Genomic DNA, 20,793 nt, shown 5'->3' with positions numbered 1-20,793 from the left:
TGATGGGAGAGAATGTTCAAGAGTGGATTCTAAATGTTCAGATAAAGACATAAAAAAATGAGCGTATTTACATACACTCATTTTTACTACATTTTACTAAAATTTGCTTAACTGACTGGCATTACTCGTTTGAGGGCTTTTTTTATGCAGTATTTACTGAACTTGATCGATGAGATGATCAAGTGCGTCCGTTTTATGCTCTGCACCTTGTGGTTTAGGCTGCATCGGCGGAGGCGCAGTTCGAGTCGGTGCAAGATTGGTTTCAGTAGACCCAGGAAGGTCGTCAAAATCATTTTGCGAAGCCTGCGGCTTCGGTGCAACAGGAGCAGGACGATACAGCGGTTGAGCCATTGGTGGCGTTGCTGCACGATCTTGTTCAGGTTGACCTTGAGTCGCTTTAGCCGAATTACGGTTGATTGGATTCTTGGCATGGGTGTCTAAACGCACCCAAGCTTCAGGTGTGCCTTTAAGTGATTTCGCCATAAAATCTGACCAAATAGGCAATGCTGCAACACCACCATATTCACGGCGACCTAAAGTAGAGGGTTGGTCAAAACCGACCCAAGCCACAGTGACCAATTTTCCATTAAATCCAGCAAACCACGCGTCTTTTGCATCATTGGTTGTACCGGTTTTACCGCCTAAATCACCGCGACCAATTTTTAAAGCCGCACGACCTGTACCGTGTTGGATCACGTCACGCAAGATGTTCGCCATATCAAAGGCTGAACTTGACTTCAAAATCCGCTGAGCTTGTTTATAGTTTGCTGCTTCAGTATCGGAAATTTTTGATTCAGCGGGCTTGTTATCCTGATTGGTGACTTCAATCACTTCATCATCCGGCGTGGTCGGATCTGCAGATTCAACTTCGTCCTTTTGATTGATACATTGAATACATGCATATTCAGGATTGGCTTGATAAATGACTTTGCCATAAGCATCTTCAATACGGCTAATAAAATGGGGTTGAATACGATATCCACCGTTGGCAAAAGTCGCATAACCTGTCGCCATTTGAATCGGCAACACCTGTGGGGTACCTAAAGCAATGGTGTAGTTACGTGGAATTTGGTTTTCTTGTAAGCCAAAATCCATAAATAATTGGCGAGTACGTTCAATCCCGACGACTTGTAATAAGCGTACTGAAACTGTGTTACGTGATAAATAGAGGGCACGGCGTAGAGGTATCATCCCTAAATAGCGACCGTCAGAGTTTTTAGGCGTCCACTTGCCAATCGTAATTGGATTGTCATTGACCATGGAATACGGAGTCATGCCACGTTCAAGTGCTAAAGCATAAACAAAGGGTTTAATGGTTGAACCCGGCTGACGCCAGCCTTGTAGAGCACGGTTAAATTTAGATTGATAAAAATTATAACCACCCACAATGGCTTCAATACCACCATTATTGGGATTAAGTGCAATTAATTGACCTTGCGCTTTGGGAATTTGCACCAAAGCCCATGAGCTTTTGTCCGCATTCGGACGTAGGCGAATAATATCTTTTACTTTTACAATTTGAGAGGCTTTGCTAGGCGCATTGCCTACACTATTGGCATTGCGATAGGGGCGTGCCCAAGATAAACCTGACCATGGAACTGTCACACTACTGCCGTCTTGCATCAACACTTCGATACTGGTGTTGTTGACTTTGGTTACTTCGGCAGGATAGGTGTTGGCATATGGAATAAAGTTTTTTAAGGGTTCATCATGTGCTTCTGCACCACGCCAACCATGTCGTCTATCGTAAGCTTCGAGACCCTCTTGTACAGCCTGCTCAGCATAGGCTTGGCGTTGGCTGTTGATAGTGGTGTAGACTTTATAGCCAGAATCCGTCGCTTGTTCACCAAACTTTTCTACGAGCTCAGAGCGAACCATTTCCCCGACGTAGGGGAATTTGTTGCTGACCCCGCGGTCAGGCATATCGAGATTAATCGGTTCAGCAATCGCTTTTTGATATTCAGATTGATTGATATACCCCAATTGCAACATACGGCCTAAAATCCAATTACGACGCTCTAAAGCACGTTTTGGGTTGGCTACAGGATTGTATTTTGAAGGTGCTTTAGGTAAGCCTGAAATCATTGCCATTTGAGCCAAACTTAAATCTTGCAGGCTCTTGTTATAATAAATTTTTGCTGCTGCTGCGATCCCGTAGGCATTTTTTCCTAAAAAGATTTTGTTGACATACAGCGTTAAAATTTCTTCTTTACTTAGATTTTGTTCAATTTTTCGAGCAAGGAAAACTTCGGTCAGTTTACGTTTTAGCGTACGTTCTGGAGTCAGATAATAGTTTTTTGCAACCTGCATGGTAATGGTTGAACCACCGGTTTGCACATCTGAGCCTGTAATACTTTCACTGACGGCACGCCCCAATCCTTTGAAACTAATTCCGCTGTGTTCAAAGAACGAAGAATCTTCCGCAGCTAAAAAGCCATGAATGAAATGAGACGGGATTTGGTCGTACTCTACAGGAACCGAAAGTTTGCCACCATATTCTGCAATCAGCTCATTATCAGCACTATAAACTTGCAATGGTTTTAATAATGGAGCCTTTTTTAAGATGGACATTTCAGGCAAAGACGGGGCAATATAGAGATACATGCCATAGAAACCCATTGGAATTGCGACCAAAACAATAATAATGGCCAAAAAAAATGGATGAACAAGGCCTGAACAAGATAGCTTTTTCATAACAAGTAAGTTTTAATAAGAGCTAATGGCAAACTAATTGGTGGTCAGTATATCCTTTCGATATACGGATTGTTAGATGAGTTATTGTATCTGTATAAAATTATAGACCAATGCTAATTAGTGGGTTAATTTTTTTGGGGATAAAAAAATAATAGGAATTATATTGTGCTCAGGTTATATCGTAAGCCAAATAAGGGGTTAATAGGAGTAGATATTAGTTCGACTTCTGTTAAGGTTTTGGAACTTTCTGTAAAGAGTGGGCGGTATTGGGTAGAAAGCTATGCTTTGGTGCCATTACCAGAAGGAAGTGTTGTTGAAAAGAACATATTGAATCCGGAAGCTGTCGGTGACTGTTTAGAGCGCGCAATTAATTTGGCCAATACGCAGACCACTAATGCAGCTTTGGCGGTTCCAACGTCGATGGTGATTACAAAAAACATCGAAATGGACGCAGATATGAACGATGATGAACGTGAAATTCAGATTCGTGATGATGCTGAGCAATATATTCCGTTCCCACTTGATGAAGCGAGCCTTGATTTTGAGGTCTTGCCAGATCGTCTGTCCAACCCAAATCGTGTCAATGTTTTGCTTGTCGCTACGCGTATTGAAAATGTCGAAGCGCGTGCGGAAGTCATTCAGCTTGCGGGTCTTACACCAAAAATTGGTGATGTAGAAAGCTTTGCAATTGAAAATGCATTTAAAGTTTTCTCAGATACTTTGCCAATGGGTGTGAATACCGTGGGTATTTTAGATATTGGTCATAGTATGACGACCTTATCTGTCATGCAGAATAACAAAGTGATTTATACCCGTGAGCAAGTGTTTGGTGGCAAACAATTGACACAGGAAATTCAAAATCGCTATGCATTGTCTTTCGAAGAAGCAGGTCGAGCGAAAAAAACACGTGCCTTGCCAGATGATTATGATATCGAAGTCTTAGAACCCTTCTTAGAAGCTGTCGTTCAACAAGCAGCACGTTCTTTACAGTTCTTTTTCTCATCTTCACAGTTCAACGAAATTGACCATATTTTATTGGCAGGGGGGAATGCCAATATTCCGGGGCTTGCAAAATTACTTCAACAAAAATTGGGTTACCGCGTCACGATTGCCAATCCATTCTTACAAATGGGTTTTTCACCTCAAATTGATATTAAAAAAATTGAAAATGATGCCTCATCACTCATGGTGGCATGCGGTCTAGCATTGAGGAGTTTTGATTAATGGCAAAAATTAACTTGCTCCCTTGGCGTGATGAGCTAAGAGAGAAACGAAAAAAAGAATTTATTGCACTTTGTATTGGGGCTTTCTTAATTGGGGTAATTGGGGTTGGTTTAACATGGTTGTACTTTGATCACAAATTAAAAGATCAAGAACAAGCGAACCAATTGATTATCAGTCATAACCAAAACTTAGATGTTCAATTAAAGTCTTTAGATGGTTTGCAAGAACAACGTAATGCCATTATTGAACGCATGAAGCTGATTCAAGGCTTACAAGGTCAACGTCCAATCGCGGTACATCTTGTAGATGAATTGGTTCGTGTGACACCTGCCAATATGTACATCACAAAATTTGAACGTAATGGCGACAAATTTATGATCGAAGGGCGTGCGGAAAGTCCAAACACTGTTGCAGATCTACTGCGTAATTTGGAAGCATCACCTTGGTATCGTAATGCCTTCATGAGCTCATTCCTTGTGGCGGAAGAGAAAAAAGACAAAGCGCCGACGTCAGTGGTTCCTCGCGTAGAAGAATCTTATGGTGCATTTACTGTGACTGCAGATTTGGAGCAAATTGCGCAGCCGACCATTAATGATCCAGCAGCAAATGCAGGACAGTCAGCTTCATCGGCGCAAACATCTGACGCACAAACTGCAGCAACACCAACTCCGGAGGCTGCAAAATGAGTCGTGATGAATTTGAACAATTGAATCAAGATGCTGTGGTCATTCCGAAAAAGAAAATGACTTTTGATAAGTTTGTACAGCAGTTCAATACGCTAGATCCGAATAACTATGGTAGTTGGCCAATTTCAGTCAAAATTACCTGCTGGATTTTTATCATTATTCTTGTGGCAATTTTGGGCTATTTCTTGGCGATTAAAGGCAAGATTGAAGCTATTTCAAGTGCCAATGCACAAGAACAAAATTTGTTAAATGAGTTTCGTGAAAAAGATTCAAAACTACGTAATTTGCAACAATATCAATTGCAGTTGCAGGATATGGAAGCACGTTTTAATCAACAGTTAGAACAATTGCCGAAAGAAACTGAAATTCCAGGTTTGGTTGAAGATATCAACTTAACAGGCGTGAATTCTGGATTGAAATTTAAAATTATTCGTCTTGAGCCTGAAGTGAAGCAAGAGTTCTTTACGGAACAGCCGATTCATATTGAGGCAACAGGTGATTACCACGCCTTTGGTTCATTTGTAAGTGGTATTGCGGGGCTCTCACGGATTGTGACTTTGCATAATTTAACGATTACAGCAACTGAAAATAAAGAAAAGAACTCAGATATTCCAAAAATTGACTATGTGATTTCTGCAAAAACATATCGTTATGAAGGGAATACTGAAGGTGCTGCGAAAGCTGCAGATTCAGCAAGCACACAGGAGGCTCCAAAATGAAAATGAATAAATTGGCACTTTCTGTGATGGTTGGATTTGTATTGGCTGGTTGTGAATCACGTATTGATGTGGTCAATCAAGAGATGGCAAATATACGCAATCAAGCTCCACTAGCGATTGAACCTGCGCCAGATTTTGTACCTGTCGAGACTTTTAATTATGCGGCGCATTCTTTAAAAAGTCCGTTCTTGCCAAGTTCCTTGGCAGCAGAACTTAAAATCATGGCAGGTAAGCGTGTTTATCCAAACTTGAGCCGTCAGCCTCAACCTTTGGAGAGTTATGCACTCGAAACCCTGAATATGAAGGGTAGTATGCGTAACCAATCTGGGCAAATATTAGCCTTGATTCAGACACCTGATGGTGAAGTTGAGCGTATTCAACGTGGAAGTTATATGGGGCTCAATCATGGTCGAGTGGTAAATATTACCCCGACTCAAATTGATTTGATTGAGATTATTCCGGATGGGCGAGAAGGATATGTAGAGCGTCCTAGAAGTCTCATATTAATTGGACCAGCACCTTAAGCTTAAAGGAATAAAAATGAAGAATAGTGTACAAGATTTTATTTTTGGGGATGGCAATACAATGAATCATGTGTTTCGTCAGTTTTCGATGGGGGCTGTTGCAATGGCGATGATGCAAGTTACCAATGCTCAGGTGAGTGTAACCAATGTGGTACCAATGCAAATTCCAGGTCAAGGGACTGAAATTCGCGTGATGTTTAATGGCTTGCCGCCGCAACCACAAGCTTATCAACTCGATCAACCATCACGACTAGTTTTAGACTTTGATAAAGCACAACAAAATTTAAAACAAAGTTCAATTCCTGTTGCAACGGCTGAAGCGAGCACTGTGGATGTGAGTTCGGATGCACAACGTGCGCGCTTAACTGTGAATTTAGCCAATGCTGGCGCTTTTACCACGCGTGTTGAAGGTAATACCTTTATTTTAAAAATCAACTCTGCACAAGCTGCAAATTATGTACAGCCTGTAGCACAACGTCAGCAACAGGGCATCTCAAATATTGGTTTCCACCGTGGTTCTAATGGTGAAGGTCAAGTTGTTGTTGATTTACTGGGTGGAAATACTCCCGTTGATGTTCAACAGCAAGGCAGTAAAGTGGTGATCCGTACTTTAGGCAATAAAGTGCCTGCACATTTGACTCGCCGTTTAAATGTCAATGATTTTGCAACACCTGTTGCAACGGTAGATGCACATAATGATGGCGGTAATGGTGTGATTACCATTCAGTCGACGGGCAGCTATGAATATATGGCGTACCAAACTGATAATAAATTAACGGTAAGTTTGAAACGTCCGGAAGATAAGAATCCATTACGTCCTAAAGCTGCCAATCATTATACCGGTAAGAAGATTTCATTAGACTTCCAAGATATTGAAGTACGTCGTGTGCTGCAACTTTTGGCTGATTTCACTGAAATCAATATGGTTGCTGCTGACACGGTTCAAGGAAATATTACACTTCGCTTAAAAGATGTGCCTTGGGATCAAGCACTAGATATCGTATTGAAAACCAAGAATTTGGACAAACGTCGTAATGGTAATGTGATTTGGATTGCGCCTGTATCTGAGTTGATTAAAGCGGAAGAAGAAGAAGCAAAAGCCTTACGTCAAAGTATGAAGTTGGCACCATTACAGACTGAATATTTAACGTTAAGCTATGCAAAAGCTGCTGAGATAGAGAAGCTGATTACGCAGTCTAAAACTGCGGGTAATAGCGGTTCGTCAAATAATAGTAATAATGCTGATGATGATCGGGGTAATTTGTTAAGTCCACGCGGAACGATTTCTGCAGATACGCGTACAAATACACTGATTATTAATGATACCGCGCAAAACATTGATCAGATTCGTAAGATGGTGGATTTGCTTGATGTATCAGTCAAGCAGGTCATGGTTGAAGCACGTATTGTAAAAGCATCTACTGACTTTACCAAAGAAATGGGTGTGAAATGGGGTCTCTTGTCTCAAGGGATTAACCAAAATGACCATTTATTGGTGGGTGGTAGTGATACTACGCTTTGGGACTTAAAAACACCGGATGATGATGGTAAATATACGATTCAGCGTCCAAGTAACTTAAACGTGGACTTAGGGGTGACTACTGCAGGTGCCAGTCGAATTGCGTTCGGCTTAATTAGTCTTTCTGATTTTATGTTGGATTTAGAGCTTTCTGCTTTACAAGCAGATGGTTATGGTGAAGTCATTTCTACACCAAAGGTACTGACAGCGGATAAACAACAAGCGAAAGTGGCTTCGGGACAAGAAATTCCATATCAAACCACAACGGGTACAGGTTCAAATGCAACTTCTTCTACCGCGTTTAAAGAAGCTTTATTAAGTTTGGATGTCACGCCTAGCATTACTCCAGATGGTAAAGTGCAAATGAAGCTGAATATCAAGAGCGACTCACCAGCAGGATATGCACAAAATGGTGAAATTATCCTGAATAAAAATGAAATTAATACCGATGTCTTAGTCAACAATGGTGAAACTGTTGTGCTCGGCGGTATTTTTAATCAGGAAACACAAAGTAAGCAAACTAAAGTACCGTTCTTAGGTGATATTCCTTATGTGGGTCGCTTATTCCGTAAAGATATGAAAAGCGATGCAAAAAATGAGTTACTGATTTTTGTTACTCCGCGAATTGTTAATGACAGTGTTACGAGAAATCATTAATATATTTTCAATTTAACAAAAGAAATAGGTGACTCCTTGCCAAGCAAAGAGTTTGAAACCCTACCAAATATCTATTTGGTAGGGCCAATGGGGGCAGGAAAAACAACCGTAGGGCGACATTTAGCAGAATTGTTAGGACGTGAATTTCTAGACAGTGATCATGAAATTGAACGTAAAACAGGTGCGACCATTCCTTGGATTTTTGAAAAGGAAGGGGAAAAAGGCTTTAGAAGTCGTGAAACGAATGTCATTGATGAGTTAACTGCAAAAAAACAACTGGTCTTGGCGACTGGCGGTGGTGCTGTGACTCAGCCCCCAAATCGTGAATTTTTAAAACAACGTGGTATTGTTGTTTATCTATATACTCCGGTGGAAATTCAGTTACAACGAACCTACCGAGACAAAAATCGCCCACTTCTTCAAGTGGAAAATCCAGAGCAAAAGCTACGAGATTTATTGGCTGCCCGTGATCCTCTTTATCGTGAAGTCGCGCACTATATTATTGAAACCAATCAAGGTGCTGCGAGAGATCTTGCGCAAAAAATTTTTAATTTAATTGTTTCACAAAATATATCTCGTTAGAAAAGGTTAAATTCATGCAAACCTTACATGTTGAACTCGGTGATCGTCGCTACCCTATTTTTATTGGGAGTGACCTTAATCCACAAACTTTACTTGAGCCTTATGTTCAGGGTAAACAAGTGATGATTGTCTCTAATACCACAGTTGCACCGCTCTATTTAAAACATTATGTAGAAGCAATTGAGGCATTAGGGAAAACTGTTGCGACATGTATTTTGCCTGATGGTGAAAAGTATAAAAATTTAGACCATTTGAATTTAATTTTTGATGCCTTGCTTGAAGCAGGCTTTAACCGCGATTGTACGGTTTTGGCGTTAGGTGGTGGTGTTATTGGAGATATGACCGGTTTTGCCTCTGCATGCTATCAACGTGGTGTATATTTTATTCAAGTGCCGACGACTTTACTTTCTCAAGTGGATTCAAGTGTTGGTGGCAAAACAGGGATTAACCATCCACTAGGTAAAAACATGATTGGTGCCTTTCAGCAACCCCAAGTGGTCCTTGCGGATATGGCGCAATTAAAAACTTTGCCAGCGCGTGAACTTTCTGCAGGTTTGGCTGAAGTGATCAAATATGCGTTGTTGGGTGATGTTGAATTCTTAACTTGGCTTGAACAGCATATGGATGCTTTAGTTGCAGGTGATGCAACTTTGTTGGCTGAAGCGGTTTATCGTTCATGTGCCCATAAAGCGCGTATTGTGGCCAATGATGAAAAAGAACAAGGTGAGCGTGCGTTATTAAACTTGGGTCATACCTTTGGCCATGCGATTGAATCGTACTTGGGGTATGGTGAATGGTTACATGGCGAAGCCGTTGCAACAGGGATGGTGATGGCTGCAGATTTGTCCCATCGTATGGGCTGGATCACAGTTAAAGATTTAGAGCGTACAAAAAAAATCATTTTACGTGCACAATTACCGATAGTTTGCCCTAAAATTCCGCTAGAGGAATTTTTGGCGTATATGTCCCATGATAAAAAAGTATTGAATGGGCAATTACGACTTATTTTACTGAAATCATTAGGTCAGGCCATCATCACCAAAGAGTTTGATGTCGAATTAATGAAACAGACAATTTTGGCAAATCAGGCAGAGTAGGTACATCATGGCAGCGCGGCAGTCTCAATGGCAAAAAGTTCATCACTATGCATGGTTGGTGGGTGGAGCTGTGTGTCTGTTCGCTGCATTGGTTTTCTGGGCGATTACAGATACTAAAGAATTGGTTGAAGTTGAAAAACAAGCAGAAACCGAAGTGGATTTGCAAATTCAGCCAGAGAAAGTGGCAGCAATGTCCCATCTTGGTGCGTTAAATGAAGAAGTGCGTCCACTTGATATGACGACCCGTGTGGTTGCTACAGCTCAACATGAGCCAGAATTTCGCGGCACTAAGTTTATCAATGATTCTGCCAAACTTTATGGTGTTGAATTATTTCGGGTTTCTGAAGAAGATATATTAAAAAGCTTCTTACGTAAGCAGCCTGAGCGTCACAAATTTATTTATCTACGTCTTTCTGGTGAAGACCATCCTGAGCAATACGTCATTTTAACTGGACCATATTCGTCGCAAAATGATGCCAAAGCTGCAATGTCGAGCCTTAACATTGCTTTGCCTGCTTCAATTAAACCTGAAGTTGTGGAATTTAAACAATATCAAGCATATGTGAATGATTTAGGCACGGAAGAAATGTCGTCGAGTCAAAAGTTATATGCTGTTAAATTAAAATCTGTGCCTTTACCGAAAATTGATGAAGCTCAAATCGCCGCACGAAAAGCAGCGGCTGCAGCGACGGTAACAACACCAACTAATGCAACGACAAGTACTACGGTGACACGTCGTGATGCTGAAGGAAATGTGATTGATGTGCAAAAATCACAAAGTAGTGTAGATGCACCACGTCCAAAACCTGCACCGGTAGAACAAGAAGTAACCGATCCTTTTAATTAGTTCTAAAATAGCGCAAGACCTCTTAGGAAAAGTCTAAACTGCACAGAAAAAGTGCATAAAATTAAAAAAGAACAATTTGAATTATTTGTTATAACTAAAAAATGCTTGTAATCAGCCATCTTAGGAGAAAATGCATCAAGTTGGCATATAAATTGCTTAATTGGTGCGTAAATTGAACTTTTCTCCCTGTTTTGGCGCGAAAATGATTCGATAAAAGTGCGAAGTCATTAATCCAGTCGTTATCCCTGATCTGAACTGCAAAAGCAGAAAATTTGACTTTTTATTCATGCATCAAAGGTGAATTCGGTTTATCTTAAGGGTGTGAATAAGAAATAATTTTGCTCGACAGAACAATTCATGTGAGTAAGTTAAGACGAATCGCAACAAGAAATTAGTTTGTTAAGTGCTCGAAAGAGCTGTAAAGAAAAGAAGGGTACGCTATGCACATGCCATCGCCTAATACTGTAGCTCCCGCTCAAGGTTTATACCAACCGGATGAGTTTAAAGATAACTGTGGTTTCGGTTTAATCGCCCATATGCAGGGTGATGCAAGCCATGATCTCGTCAAAACCGCAATGCATAGTTTAAGTTGTATGACCCACCGTGGTGGTATTGCCGCAGATGGCAAAACCGGTGACGGCTGTGGTCTACTCCTTGCTATGCCAAAAGAATTTTTCCGTGAAGAAGCGAAAAAACTCAGTGACATTACATTGAGTGAAATCTTTGCTGTGGGTACGGTATTTCTAAATCTAGACCCTGCATTAGCCGCACATGCAAAACAAATTTTAACCAAAGAAATCGAAGACGAAGGCTGTAAAGTCATCGCTTGGCGTGTTGTGCCAACCAATAACGATGCATTGGGTTCAATCGCGATGCAGTCATTGCCTGCCTTTGAACAAATTATCGTGAATTGCCCAATGGGTGTTTCAGAGGTTGAATTCAACCGTAAGTTGGTGATGGCACGTCGTCGTGCAGAACAACAACTGACTGCTGACCCATACTTCTATGTAACCACTTTATGCTCAACTGTGATCAGCTATAAAGGTTTGATGATGCCAGCAGCCATTGCTGACTTCTATACCGATCTTGCTGATGAGCGCTTAAAGTCACACATCGTAGTATTCCATCAGCGTTTCTCAACCAATACCTTACCGCGTTGGCCTTTGGCACAGCCGTTCCGTTACTTGGCGCACAATGGTGAAATCAATACCATTACTGCAAACCGTAACTGGGCGATGGCGCGTACACCAAAATTTGAAAACCCATTATTGCCAGGTTTAGCTGAGCTGAATCCAATCGTAAACCGTACAGGTTCGGATTCTTCAAGCTTAGATAATATGTTGGAAATCCTTGTCGGCGGCGGAATGGACTTGTTCCGTGCGCTACGCATGTTGGTTCCACCAGCTTGGCAAAACGTTGAAACTTTAGATGCGGACTTACGTGCATTCTACGAATTCAACTCGAAACATATGGAAGCTTGGGATGGTCCAGCAGGTCTGGTAATTCAAGATGGCCGTCATGCGATTTGTATGCTTGACCGTAATGGTTTACGTCCAGCACGTTGGGTGATTACCAAAAATGGTTACATCACCTTGGCATCAGAAATTGGTGTTTGGGGTTATGAACCTGAAGACGTTGTATCTAAAGGCCGTGTCGGTCCGGGTCAAATCTTGGTGATCGATACCTTTACCGGCAAAATGCTCGATACTCAAGATGTGAGTAATCACCTCAAGCGTATGCGTCCGTATCGTCAGTGGTTACGTGAAAACTCAGTACGTGTGCAAGGCAGTCCAGAGCTAGAAGAATATTTATGTGAACAAGGCTTAAAAGGCGATGACCTGAAAGCTTCACAAAAAATGTTCATGGTTACCTTTGAAGAGCGTGACCAATTGCTTCGTCCAATCGCTGAAAGCGGTCAGGAAGCCGTGGGCTCAATGGGTGACGATACGCCAATGGCAGTATTGTCTCGTCAAGTGCGCCATGTGTCTGACTACTTCCGTCAGCAGTTCGCTCAGGTTACGAATCCGCCAATCGATCCATTACGTGAATCGATCGTAATGTCGTTAGAGACATGTCTCGGTCGAGAACAAAATGTATTTGAACAAGGTCCAGAGCATGCAGATCGTCTGATCATTTCAAGCCCTGTATTGTCAAATTCGAAAATGCATCAAATTCGTACCCTTGGTCGTAAAGGTTACGAGATTGCAGACATCGACCTGAACTATGCAGAAGATGAAGGCTTAGAAGCTGCTATCGCGCGTATTTGTGAAGAATCTGCACAAGCGATTCGCGATGGAAAAACATTACTTGTATTGTCTGATAAGAAAATCCGTCAAGGTTTCTTACCTGCAAATGCATTGATGGCAACAGGCGCGGTTCACCACTATTTAATCAATGTGGGTCTACGTACAGATGCCAACATCATTGTCGAAACTGGTTTGGCGCGTGATGCGCATCAGTTTGCGGTGATTCTTGGTTTTGGTGCGACTGCGATCTATCCATACTTGGCTTATGATGTGATCAATGACTTGATCGCGAAAGGTGAGTTATTGGGTGATCCAATTCATGCACAAGCTAACTTCCGTAAAGGCATTGAGAAAGGCTTATTGAAAGTCCTTTCTAAGATGGGTATTTCTACTGTTGCCTCTTACCGTGGCGGTCAGCTGTTTGAAGCAGTTGGCCTCTCTGATGAAGTGGTTGCAAAATGCTTTACGGGTGTACCGAGTCGTATTAAAGGCGCAACATTCTCTGATCTAGAAAATGACTTGAAAAAACTCGCTGATTTGGCGTGGAAATCACGTAAGCCAATCGATCAAGGCGGTATGCTGAAATTTGTATTCGGTAAGGAATATCACGCCTTTAACCCAGACGTGATCAATGCACTGCATAAATCTGTACGCTCTGGTAACTATGCAGACTTTAAAGAATACGCAGAGCTAGTGAATAACCGTCCAATCGCGACGATTCGTGACTTATTCAAGTTGAAAACAGATCAATCGATTGCACTCGATCAAGTTGAATCCGTGGAAGAAATTCTGCCACGTTTTGACTCGGCTGGGATGTCTTTAGGCGCATTATCGCCTGAAGCACACGAAGCCATTGCAATCGCTATGAATACTATTGGTGGTCGTTCGAACTCGGGTGAGGGCGGCGAAGACCCAGCGCGTTACGGTACTATCCGTAACTCGAAAATCAAACAAATTGCATCTGGCCGTTTTGGTGTGACCCCTGCATATCTAACTTCTGCAGAAGTCCTTCAAATTAAAGTGGCACAAGGTGCAAAACCAGGTGAAGGTGGTCAGTTGCCGGGCGGTAAAGTGAATGGCTTAATTGCACGTTTACGTTACTCAGTACCGGGTGTGACATTAATTTCTCCGCCACCGCATCACGACATCTACTCAATCGAAGATTTATCACAGTTAATTTTCGATTTAAAACAGGTTAACCCACAGGCGATGGTGTCCGTTAAGCTGGTTTCTGAGCCGGGTGTTGGTACGATTGCGGCAGGTGTAGCAAAAGCATACGCAGACTTCATTACCATTTCTGGTTATGACGGCGGTACAGCGGCTTCTCCACTTTCTTCAATTCACCATGCAGGTTCTCCATGGGAGCTTGGTCTATCTGAGGCGCATCAGGCGCTACGTGTGAACGATCTGCGTGGCAAAGTCCGTGTACAAACTGATGGTGGCTTGAAAACAGGTCTAGACGTTGTGAAAGCAGCGATTCTTGGGGCTGAAAGTTTCGGTTTTGGTTCTACACCGATGATCGCATTGGGTTGTAAATACCTGCGTATTTGCCATTTAAACAACTGTGCGACCGGTGTTGCAACTCAGCAAGACCATTTACGTCAGGAACACTATATCGGTGAGCCTGAAATGCTGATCAACTTCTTCCACTTTATTGCGGAAGAAACACGTGAATGGTTAGCAGCGCTAGGCGTTTCAAGTCTGAAAGATTTGATTGGTCGTACAGATTTACTGGAAATGCTTCCGGGTGAAACTGAAAAACATGCACACCTTGATTTGAGCGCATTGCTCCAATCGCATCCTGCGGCTGAAGGTAAAGCTCAGTACTGTGAAGTACAAGGCAATGCACCATTCGATAAAGGCTTATTGGCTGAGAAAATGGTAGCTGAAATGCTGCCAGCGATTGAAGCAGGCACAGGCGGTGAATATAGCTTCACTATCGGTAACTGTGACCGTTCAATTGGCGCGCGTATTTCGGGTGAGATTGCAAAACGTTATGGCAACCTCAGTATGGAAGCGCATCCTGTTAAAGTTAAATTAACAGGGACTGCAGGTCAGTCATTGGGTGTTTGGAACGCCGGTGGTTTACACATCAGCCTAGAGGGTGATGCGAATGACTACGTGGGTAAAGGTATGGCTGGTGGTCGTATCTCGATCTTCCCACCGAAAGGTTCACCATTCCAAACGCAAAATACTGCAATCATTGGTAACACCTGTTTATATGGTGCAACAGGCGGTAAATTGTTTGCTGCAGGTACAGCAGGCGAGCGTTTTGCAGTACGTAACTCAGGTGCGTTTGCTGTGATTGAAGGTGCAGGCGACCACTGCTGTGAATACATGACAGGTGGTATCGTGACTGTATTGGGTAAAGTGGGTCATAACTTTGGTGCGGGTATGACAGGCGGTTTCGCTTATGTGCTCGACCTTGATAATGACTTTGTTGACCATTACAACCACGAACTGATTGAATTGAACCGTATCTCTACAGAATCGATGGAAGAACATAAAGAGTTCTTGTGCCGTATCTTAGATGAACATATTAAAGAAACAGGTAGTGCTTGGGCGTATAAGATCCGCAACGAGTTTGACTTCTATAGCCGCAAATTCTGGCTTGTGAAACCAAAAGCTGCTAATTTGCAGACTTTGTTGAAAACAACTCAAGCTGATCCACAATAATTCCACTACTGCAGATTTGATAGGCAGGTGTAAGTCCAAACATGCTTACACCTACCCACGGAGAGAGACATGGCAGAGCGCCTAAATAATGACTTTCAGTTCCTGGATGTAGCACGCCAAGATCCAGAGAAAAAAGATCTAGTTGTCCGCAAAGCAGAATTTGTGGAAATCTATAAACCGTTTACAGCTGAAGTTGCAAAAAACCAAACACACCGCTGCTTAGGTTGCGGTAACCCGTATTGTGAATGGAAATGTCCAGTACATAACTACATTCCAAACTGGCTAAAACTGATTGCAGAAGGTCGCATTTTCCAAGCGGCAGAATTGTGTCATCAAACCAACACATTGCCTGAAGTTTGTGGTCGTGTGTGCCCACAAGACCGTTTATGTGAAGGCGCGTGTACGCTAAATGACGGCTTTGGTGCAGTTACCATTGGTAATGCTGAAAAATACATTAACGATACAGCCTTTGCATTGGGCTGGCGTCCAGATATGTCACACGTTAAGTGGACAGACAAGAAAGTTGCGATTATTGGTGCAGGTCCTGCTGGCCTTGGCTGTGCAGATATTCTTGTACGTAATGGTGTGAAGCCAGTTGTATTTGACAAACGCCCTGAAATTGGTGGTTTGCTGACATTTGGTATTCCAGAATTCAAAATGGAAAAAGATGTGATGAAACGTCGCCGTGAGATTTTCTCTGGCATGGGCGTTGAATTCCGTCTAAATACTGAAATTGGTACAGATGTGACCATTGATCAGCTTTTGGCTGATTACGACGCTGTATTCATGGGTATGGGAACCTATACCTACATGAAGGGCGGTTTCGCGGGTGAAGACCTTGTTGGTGTGCATGATGCACTGGATTTCTTGATTGCCAATGTCAACCGTACGCAAGGTTGGGAAAAAGATCCATCTGAATACATCAGCATGGAAGGCAAAAAAGTGATTGTTCTGGGTGGTGGTGATACTGCGATGGACTGTAACCGTACCTCGATCCGTCAAGGTGCCGAATCTGTTGTCTGTGCCTACCGTCGTGACGAAGAAAACATGCCGGGTTCACGTCGTGAAGTGAAAAATGCGCGCGAAGAAGGTGTGGATTTCCAATTTAATCGTCAGCCGATTGAAATTGTGGGTGAAAATGGCAAAGTGACGGGTGTTAAAGTTGTGACTACACAGCTTGGCGCACCTGATAGTCGCGGTCGTCGTAGCCCTGAACCAGTACCGGGTTCGGAAGAAATTTTACCAGCAGATGCGGTATTGCTTGCCTTCGGTTTCCGTACCAGCCCTGCAGACTGGTTTACAACATCAAACATCAGTATGGATGGTTCAGGTCGCGTCATTGCTGCTGAACAGCAAGAATTTAAGTTCCAAACATCGAATCCGAAAATTTTTGCCGGCGGTGATATGGTACGTGGATCTGACCTTGTGGTAACCGCAATCTGGGAAGGTCGCCAAGCTGCCGAAGGTATTCTTGACTATTTAGATGTTTAAGTCATGACATGCCAGTGATTGAACTGGATTCATTCAAAAAACTCGCTTCGGCGGGTTTTTTATTTTTTGGAATTTACCCAAAATGACAAGTGAATGGATTTTGCAGATAAATACGCTGAAAAGTTGTCAGACAGCACATTAGAATGGTGAATTATGCAAGTGTGCTAGCACATTTTGCCATGTGTGAAAGGGCATCGGAATTACATACTGCGATCATGATCTAAATCTTAGGAAGCGACCATGACGCAAGTGACGACACAAAAAACATATCTAAATCGTCCTAAAGCCATTGGCATTACGGTACGTCGAGCACAATTCAATCCTAAAGCGATTCGCCGGCATTATTTTGCCAATTCACCGGTGATGTCGCATTTGTTGACGGCATTGTCATCGACCTTTCCCATTGGTGAGCAATTTTTTGTGCACAGTGTGCGCAACGTGCGTGACAAAGTGACGGATGAGAAGCTGCAGGCGCAAATTGCTGCGTTTATCGGTCAGGAAGCCATGCATTCGAAGGCGCATGCCGCATTCAATGATGCATGGCGGACAGAGGACTATAATCTAGACCGTTTTCAGGCTTGGCTGGGGCGTAAAGACCGCTATATCAAAAACCTGCATCCTAAAATTCAGCTGGCGATTACCTGCGCTTTTGAGCATTTTACCGCAATGCTGGGCGGTTATATTCTGCGGCATCCCGAAGTGCTTAGCACACTGGATGATGATGCGGTCAGGCTGTGGGTATGGCATGCGATTGAAGAAATCGAACACCGTTCTGTCGCTTTTGATGTCTATCAGGCCGTATATGGCGATGACAAAATCCGCAGAATGATTATGCGCAGCGTGACCACAGGTTTTGCCAGTCTGACTTTTTATTCCGCTTCGCGTTTATTTTTGCAGGATAAGAAAAACAGTCTGCCGAAGATTGGCGGCAATGCCTTTGGCGCATATTTGCTGGCGAAAATGTTTGTGCAGATGATTCCGGAATATTGCGCGTATTATAAAAAAGAATTCCACCCATCAGACATTGATTACACCGATATAGTGGAATATTGGAAGCGCCGTTTAGCGGAGGACTATCAACTGGAAAGCTTTCAGGCGGAGCTGACGCCGCTGCTGTATAGCTGAAAAACGGTGTGCAAGGCTCTGAAACGGGCCTTTTTTTATGAGGCTTCATTAAAGAAAAAAAACATTCTGCTGAAAAAAAGCCGTTAGAATGAATTTATTTAAACAATTACAAATAAATACTTGAGGTTAAGGGTTATGAATTCAATGAAAAAAAGCATGCTCGCAATCGCATTAGTCAGTACGTTGACCCTGAGTGGTTGTGGCTATAACACATTACAAGTCAAAGACGAGGCCGTTACAGCAGCATGGTCTGAGGTGCAAAACCAATATCAACGCCGTGCAGATTTGGTACCAAACCTTGTGAATGTGGTAAAAGGCTACGCGAAACATGAGGAACAAGTACTGACCGAAGTGACTCAAGCACGTGCCAATGTTGCGGGCTTAAAAGTGGATAAGGAAGTTTTGGAAGATCCAGCACTGTTCCAAAAATATCAAGAAGCTCAAGCGCAGATGACCAGCGCACTTTCTCGTTTAATTGCAGTCTCGGAAAATTATCCAGACTTAAAAGCCAATGAGCAATTCCGTGATTTACAGGTTCAATTAGAAGGCACTGAAAACCGGATCGCTGTCGCACGTAATCGCTACATTACTACGGTACAAGACTTTAATGGCTATGCACGCCAGTTCCCACAAGTGATGACAGCTAAAGTCATCGGTATGGATACCAAGCCTAACTTTAGCGCAGAGCAAAGTGCACAAACTGCACCAAAAGTTGATTTTAATTAATTGGCATCACTGCATTGTGAGGTGGGCTGATGGTGGATTTTGAGCTAAAACATACAGGTTTGTTGTGGTTGCAGCGCATGGTTTTAGCATGCTTATTGTGTGTGGTGGGTTTCACACATGCAGAAACTGCCACCGCTACAGATGTAGATGCTGAAACAGTTGTTGTCGGTAAAATATTAAAAGATCAACAGTCAGCTACGCAAAAAGAAACAACAGCACAGCCTGAAATCAAAATTCAGCAGCCGAATATCGCCAATGATATGGCAGATGGCGAGTCGATTCGTGGCTTGCCGACGCTCAATGAACCTGTAGTTGATCAGGCAAATTTACTGTCAGCTGCTGAAAAGCAAGCCATTAGCCAGAAAATTTTACAGTTACACGAACAAGGCAAGGCACAAGTTGGAGTCGTAATTGTACCAACCACGGGTCAAGAAGATATTTTTGATTATGCCATGCGTGTTGCAGAAAAATGGCAACTCGGTTCTGCAAAACGGGACAACGGGATATTGATGGCGATTGCTGTGAATGATCGCAGAATTCAAATCCTGACGGGTTATGGGCTGGAGGGAATCATGCCCGATATCATTGTTAGTCGAATTATCCGTAATCAAATCACACCGTATTTTAAGCAAGCACAGTATGCTCAAGGCATAGATGCTGGCTTAACGGAAATAATCCAAATTTTAAATCAAGACCCTGAGGTTGCAGCTCAGGCAGCCCAAGAGTTGAAAGAGCGTCAGGAACAAGCTTTACGCGAGCAGCAAGCCAAAGAGAAAACGTTTACGACAGTACTCATTATTTTGGTGATTGGTATTTTTGCGTCCTTTATTGTGGGTAAGCGTTTGAGTGCATCAACTGCTGCTGTTGCAGGTACCGTTGCAGGTTTGGTCAACGGAGCAGGTCTCCTCACCAGTCTGTTGATGGGTGGAGCAATTTTCTTTCTACTCATCACTGCCATTGCTCAAACCATTTTTCAAATGTTCCTTGCTGGTGGTGGGGGCGGTGGAGGCCGTAGCGGAGGTGGTGGCTTTGGTGGCGGAGGCTATAGCGGAGGCGGTGGTGGCTTTGGCGGTGGGGGAGCATCTGGTTCATGGTAACGAAAACAGAAACAACAGAAATTGTCACTTGTCCTAAAACACAGGAAATACAACAACCAAGCTTTAAACGCTGGTTGAAGCACTTTTTATATATGCCTGCGGCAAATCGGTTTTTTAATAAGCAAGATCAGCAGGCCATTGCGCAAGCGGTGACAGAAGCTGAGCATGGCCATGTGGGCGAAATACAAGTGGTGATTGAAGGGCATATTCCTTCGAACCAAGCGTATTATCAAAATACTCGTGCACGTGCTGAACAGCTCTTTGCTGAACTGGGTGTGTGGGATACAGAATTTAATAGTGGTGTTTTGCTTTATTTAAACTTATGTGAACGTCAGGTTGAAATTGTCATTGATCGTGGGATGAGACAGGCAACCAATGCCCAAGTGTGGCAGGCTATTTGCGCGCGAATTATCCAAAACATGCAAAATAAACAATACCGAATAGCTTTGACGGTTGGTGTAAAAGAGATTGGTGAAGTGATGGATCACTTTTATGCAGGGAAGTCTGTAGATCGAAATAATGAAATCGCAAATGCGCCAATAATTTTGCGCTAAAAAACGGTGATAAAGTGACACAAATCGTCACTTTTAAACACGCAGATTCAAATCCCAAGTGCAACACATTTGTAGTTAGTTGAAAAAGTTAGGTGTATTCATAGAATCATTAGACTTTTTCAACTCGCAATTGGAAAGCACACAATGAAGAAATACACCCAATTTTCTCAAGATGAAAGATACGAAATTTATGCTACTTTGAAAAGTGATATACGCTGAATTATCAGGAGACTTTCCCTTGGGAGATTCTAGGCAGCCAACTTATAAAAGTCTTCGGCCATTTGATTTGGTGTCTTAAAACCCAAACCCTTTTGAATTCTTCGATGATT

15 protein-coding genes are annotated in these 20,793 nt (G+C 42.7%); 14 read left to right on the top strand and 1 reads right to left on the bottom strand.

The window, feature by feature from the left end; all coding sequences use genetic code 11:
- Nucleotides 1-153: 153 nt before the first annotated feature.
- A complete protein-coding gene (gene ponA, locus FTU37_RS14350) occupies nt 154-2,694 on the bottom strand; it encodes a penicillin-binding protein PBP1a (protein ID WP_180124539.1) in 2,541 nt (846 codons plus the stop codon).
- Nucleotides 2,695-2,859: 165 nt separating this feature from the next.
- On the opposite strand from ponA, the gene FTU37_RS14345 reads away from it, so the two are divergent.
- The 14 genes from FTU37_RS14345 to FTU37_RS14280 all read left to right on the top strand — a co-directional run bounded on the left by FTU37_RS14345 (nt 2,860) and on the right by FTU37_RS14280 (nt 20,464).
- Nucleotides 2,860-3,918 carry a pilus assembly protein PilM gene (locus FTU37_RS14345; RefSeq protein WP_180124538.1) on the top strand — a complete coding sequence of 353 codons (1,059 nt, stop codon included), beginning with the start codon at nt 2,860-2,862 and terminating at the stop codon, nt 3,916-3,918.
- Nucleotides 3,918-4,604, top strand: coding sequence for a PilN domain-containing protein (locus FTU37_RS14340; protein WP_078189382.1), 687 nt, complete (start codon nt 3,918-3,920; stop codon nt 4,602-4,604). The genes FTU37_RS14345 and FTU37_RS14340 overlap by 1 nt, the downstream gene beginning before the upstream one ends.
- Complete coding sequence (locus FTU37_RS14335; RefSeq protein WP_180124537.1) at nt 4,601-5,323, top strand: type 4a pilus biogenesis protein PilO; 723 nt, start codon at nt 4,601-4,603, stop codon at nt 5,321-5,323. Before FTU37_RS14340 ends, FTU37_RS14335 begins: the two co-directional genes overlap by 4 nt.
- A complete protein-coding gene (locus FTU37_RS14330; protein WP_078192530.1) occupies nt 5,320-5,847 on the top strand; it encodes a pilus assembly protein PilP in 528 nt (175 codons plus the stop codon). Before FTU37_RS14335 ends, FTU37_RS14330 begins: the two co-directional genes overlap by 4 nt.
- Nucleotides 5,848-5,908: 61 nt before the next feature.
- Complete coding sequence (gene pilQ, locus FTU37_RS14325; RefSeq protein WP_180124540.1) at nt 5,909-8,023, top strand: type IV pilus secretin PilQ; 2,115 nt, start codon at nt 5,909-5,911, stop codon at nt 8,021-8,023.
- Between the two features lie 36 nt (nt 8,024-8,059).
- Nucleotides 8,060-8,605, top strand: coding sequence for a shikimate kinase AroK (gene aroK, locus FTU37_RS14320; protein WP_078189378.1), 546 nt, complete (start codon nt 8,060-8,062; stop codon nt 8,603-8,605).
- A gap of 14 nt (nt 8,606-8,619) precedes the next feature.
- Nucleotides 8,620-9,702, top strand: a complete 1,083-nt coding sequence (gene aroB / locus FTU37_RS14315; protein WP_180124536.1) for a 3-dehydroquinate synthase — start codon at nt 8,620-8,622, stop codon at nt 9,700-9,702.
- A gap of 7 nt (nt 9,703-9,709) precedes the next feature.
- The gene (locus FTU37_RS14310; protein ID WP_168378178.1) at nt 9,710-10,549 is read left to right on the top strand and encodes a hypothetical protein; all 840 of its coding nucleotides are present in this window, start codon (nt 9,710-9,712) and stop codon (nt 10,547-10,549) included.
- A gap of 446 nt (nt 10,550-10,995) precedes the next feature.
- The gene (gltB, locus tag FTU37_RS14305) at nt 10,996-15,471 is read left to right on the top strand and encodes a glutamate synthase large subunit (protein WP_180124535.1); all 4,476 of its coding nucleotides are present in this window, start codon (nt 10,996-10,998) and stop codon (nt 15,469-15,471) included.
- 69 nt (nt 15,472-15,540) lie between these two features.
- The gene (locus FTU37_RS14300) at nt 15,541-16,962 is read left to right on the top strand and encodes an FAD-dependent oxidoreductase (RefSeq protein WP_078189374.1); all 1,422 of its coding nucleotides are present in this window, start codon (nt 15,541-15,543) and stop codon (nt 16,960-16,962) included.
- Nucleotides 16,963-17,202: 240 nt separating this feature from the next.
- Nucleotides 17,203-18,087: a metal-dependent hydrolase gene (locus tag FTU37_RS14295; RefSeq protein ID WP_180124534.1), complete on the top strand. Its 885-nt coding sequence runs from the start codon at nt 17,203-17,205 to the stop codon at nt 18,085-18,087.
- A gap of 135 nt (nt 18,088-18,222) precedes the next feature.
- Nucleotides 18,223-18,813, top strand: a complete 591-nt coding sequence (locus FTU37_RS14290) for a LemA family protein (protein ID WP_078189372.1) — start codon at nt 18,223-18,225, stop codon at nt 18,811-18,813.
- A gap of 29 nt (nt 18,814-18,842) precedes the next feature.
- The gene (locus tag FTU37_RS14285; protein WP_180124533.1) at nt 18,843-19,910 is read left to right on the top strand and encodes a YgcG family protein; all 1,068 of its coding nucleotides are present in this window, start codon (nt 18,843-18,845) and stop codon (nt 19,908-19,910) included.
- A complete protein-coding gene (locus FTU37_RS14280) occupies nt 19,904-20,464 on the top strand; it encodes a TPM domain-containing protein (RefSeq protein WP_180124532.1) in 561 nt (186 codons plus the stop codon). Before FTU37_RS14285 ends, FTU37_RS14280 begins: the two co-directional genes overlap by 7 nt.
- Nucleotides 20,465-20,793 lie beyond the last annotated feature (329 nt).

Source organism: Acinetobacter sp. YH12097 (assembly GCF_013419225.1).
Lineage (GTDB): Bacteria > Pseudomonadota > Gammaproteobacteria > Pseudomonadales > Moraxellaceae > Acinetobacter > Acinetobacter amyesii.
This window is presented reverse-complemented; position numbering and strand designations above follow the sequence as displayed.

What these genes read in the sequence shown, in the direction of transcription:
- FTU37_RS14295 (WP_180124534.1), top strand. Translation starts at nt 17,203, where the DNA reads ATGACGCAAGTGACGACACAAAAAACATATCTAAATCGTCCTAAAGCC.
- FTU37_RS14300 (WP_078189374.1), top strand. Translation starts at nt 15,541, where the DNA reads ATGGCAGAGCGCCTAAATAATGACTTTCAGTTCCTGGATGTAGCACGC.
- FTU37_RS14310 (WP_168378178.1), top strand. Translation starts at nt 9,710, where the DNA reads ATGGCAGCGCGGCAGTCTCAATGGCAAAAAGTTCATCACTATGCATGG.
- FTU37_RS14280 (WP_180124532.1), top strand. Translation starts at nt 19,904, where the DNA reads ATGGTAACGAAAACAGAAACAACAGAAATTGTCACTTGTCCTAAAACA.
- FTU37_RS14335 (WP_180124537.1), top strand. Translation starts at nt 4,601, where the DNA reads ATGAGTCGTGATGAATTTGAACAATTGAATCAAGATGCTGTGGTCATT.
- ponA (WP_180124539.1), bottom strand. Translation starts at nt 2,694, where the DNA reads ATGAAAAAGCTATCTTGTTCAGGCCTTGTTCATCCATTTTTTTTGGCC.
- FTU37_RS14290 (WP_078189372.1), top strand. Translation starts at nt 18,223, where the DNA reads ATGAATTCAATGAAAAAAAGCATGCTCGCAATCGCATTAGTCAGTACG.
- gltB (WP_180124535.1), top strand. Translation starts at nt 10,996, where the DNA reads ATGCCATCGCCTAATACTGTAGCTCCCGCTCAAGGTTTATACCAACCG.
- FTU37_RS14285 (WP_180124533.1), top strand. Translation starts at nt 18,843, where the DNA reads ATGGTGGATTTTGAGCTAAAACATACAGGTTTGTTGTGGTTGCAGCGC.
- FTU37_RS14340 (WP_078189382.1), top strand. Translation starts at nt 3,918, where the DNA reads ATGGCAAAAATTAACTTGCTCCCTTGGCGTGATGAGCTAAGAGAGAAA.
- FTU37_RS14330 (WP_078192530.1), top strand. Translation starts at nt 5,320, where the DNA reads ATGAAAATGAATAAATTGGCACTTTCTGTGATGGTTGGATTTGTATTG.
- pilQ (WP_180124540.1), top strand. Translation starts at nt 5,909, where the DNA reads ATGAATCATGTGTTTCGTCAGTTTTCGATGGGGGCTGTTGCAATGGCG.
- aroB (WP_180124536.1), top strand. Translation starts at nt 8,620, where the DNA reads ATGCAAACCTTACATGTTGAACTCGGTGATCGTCGCTACCCTATTTTT.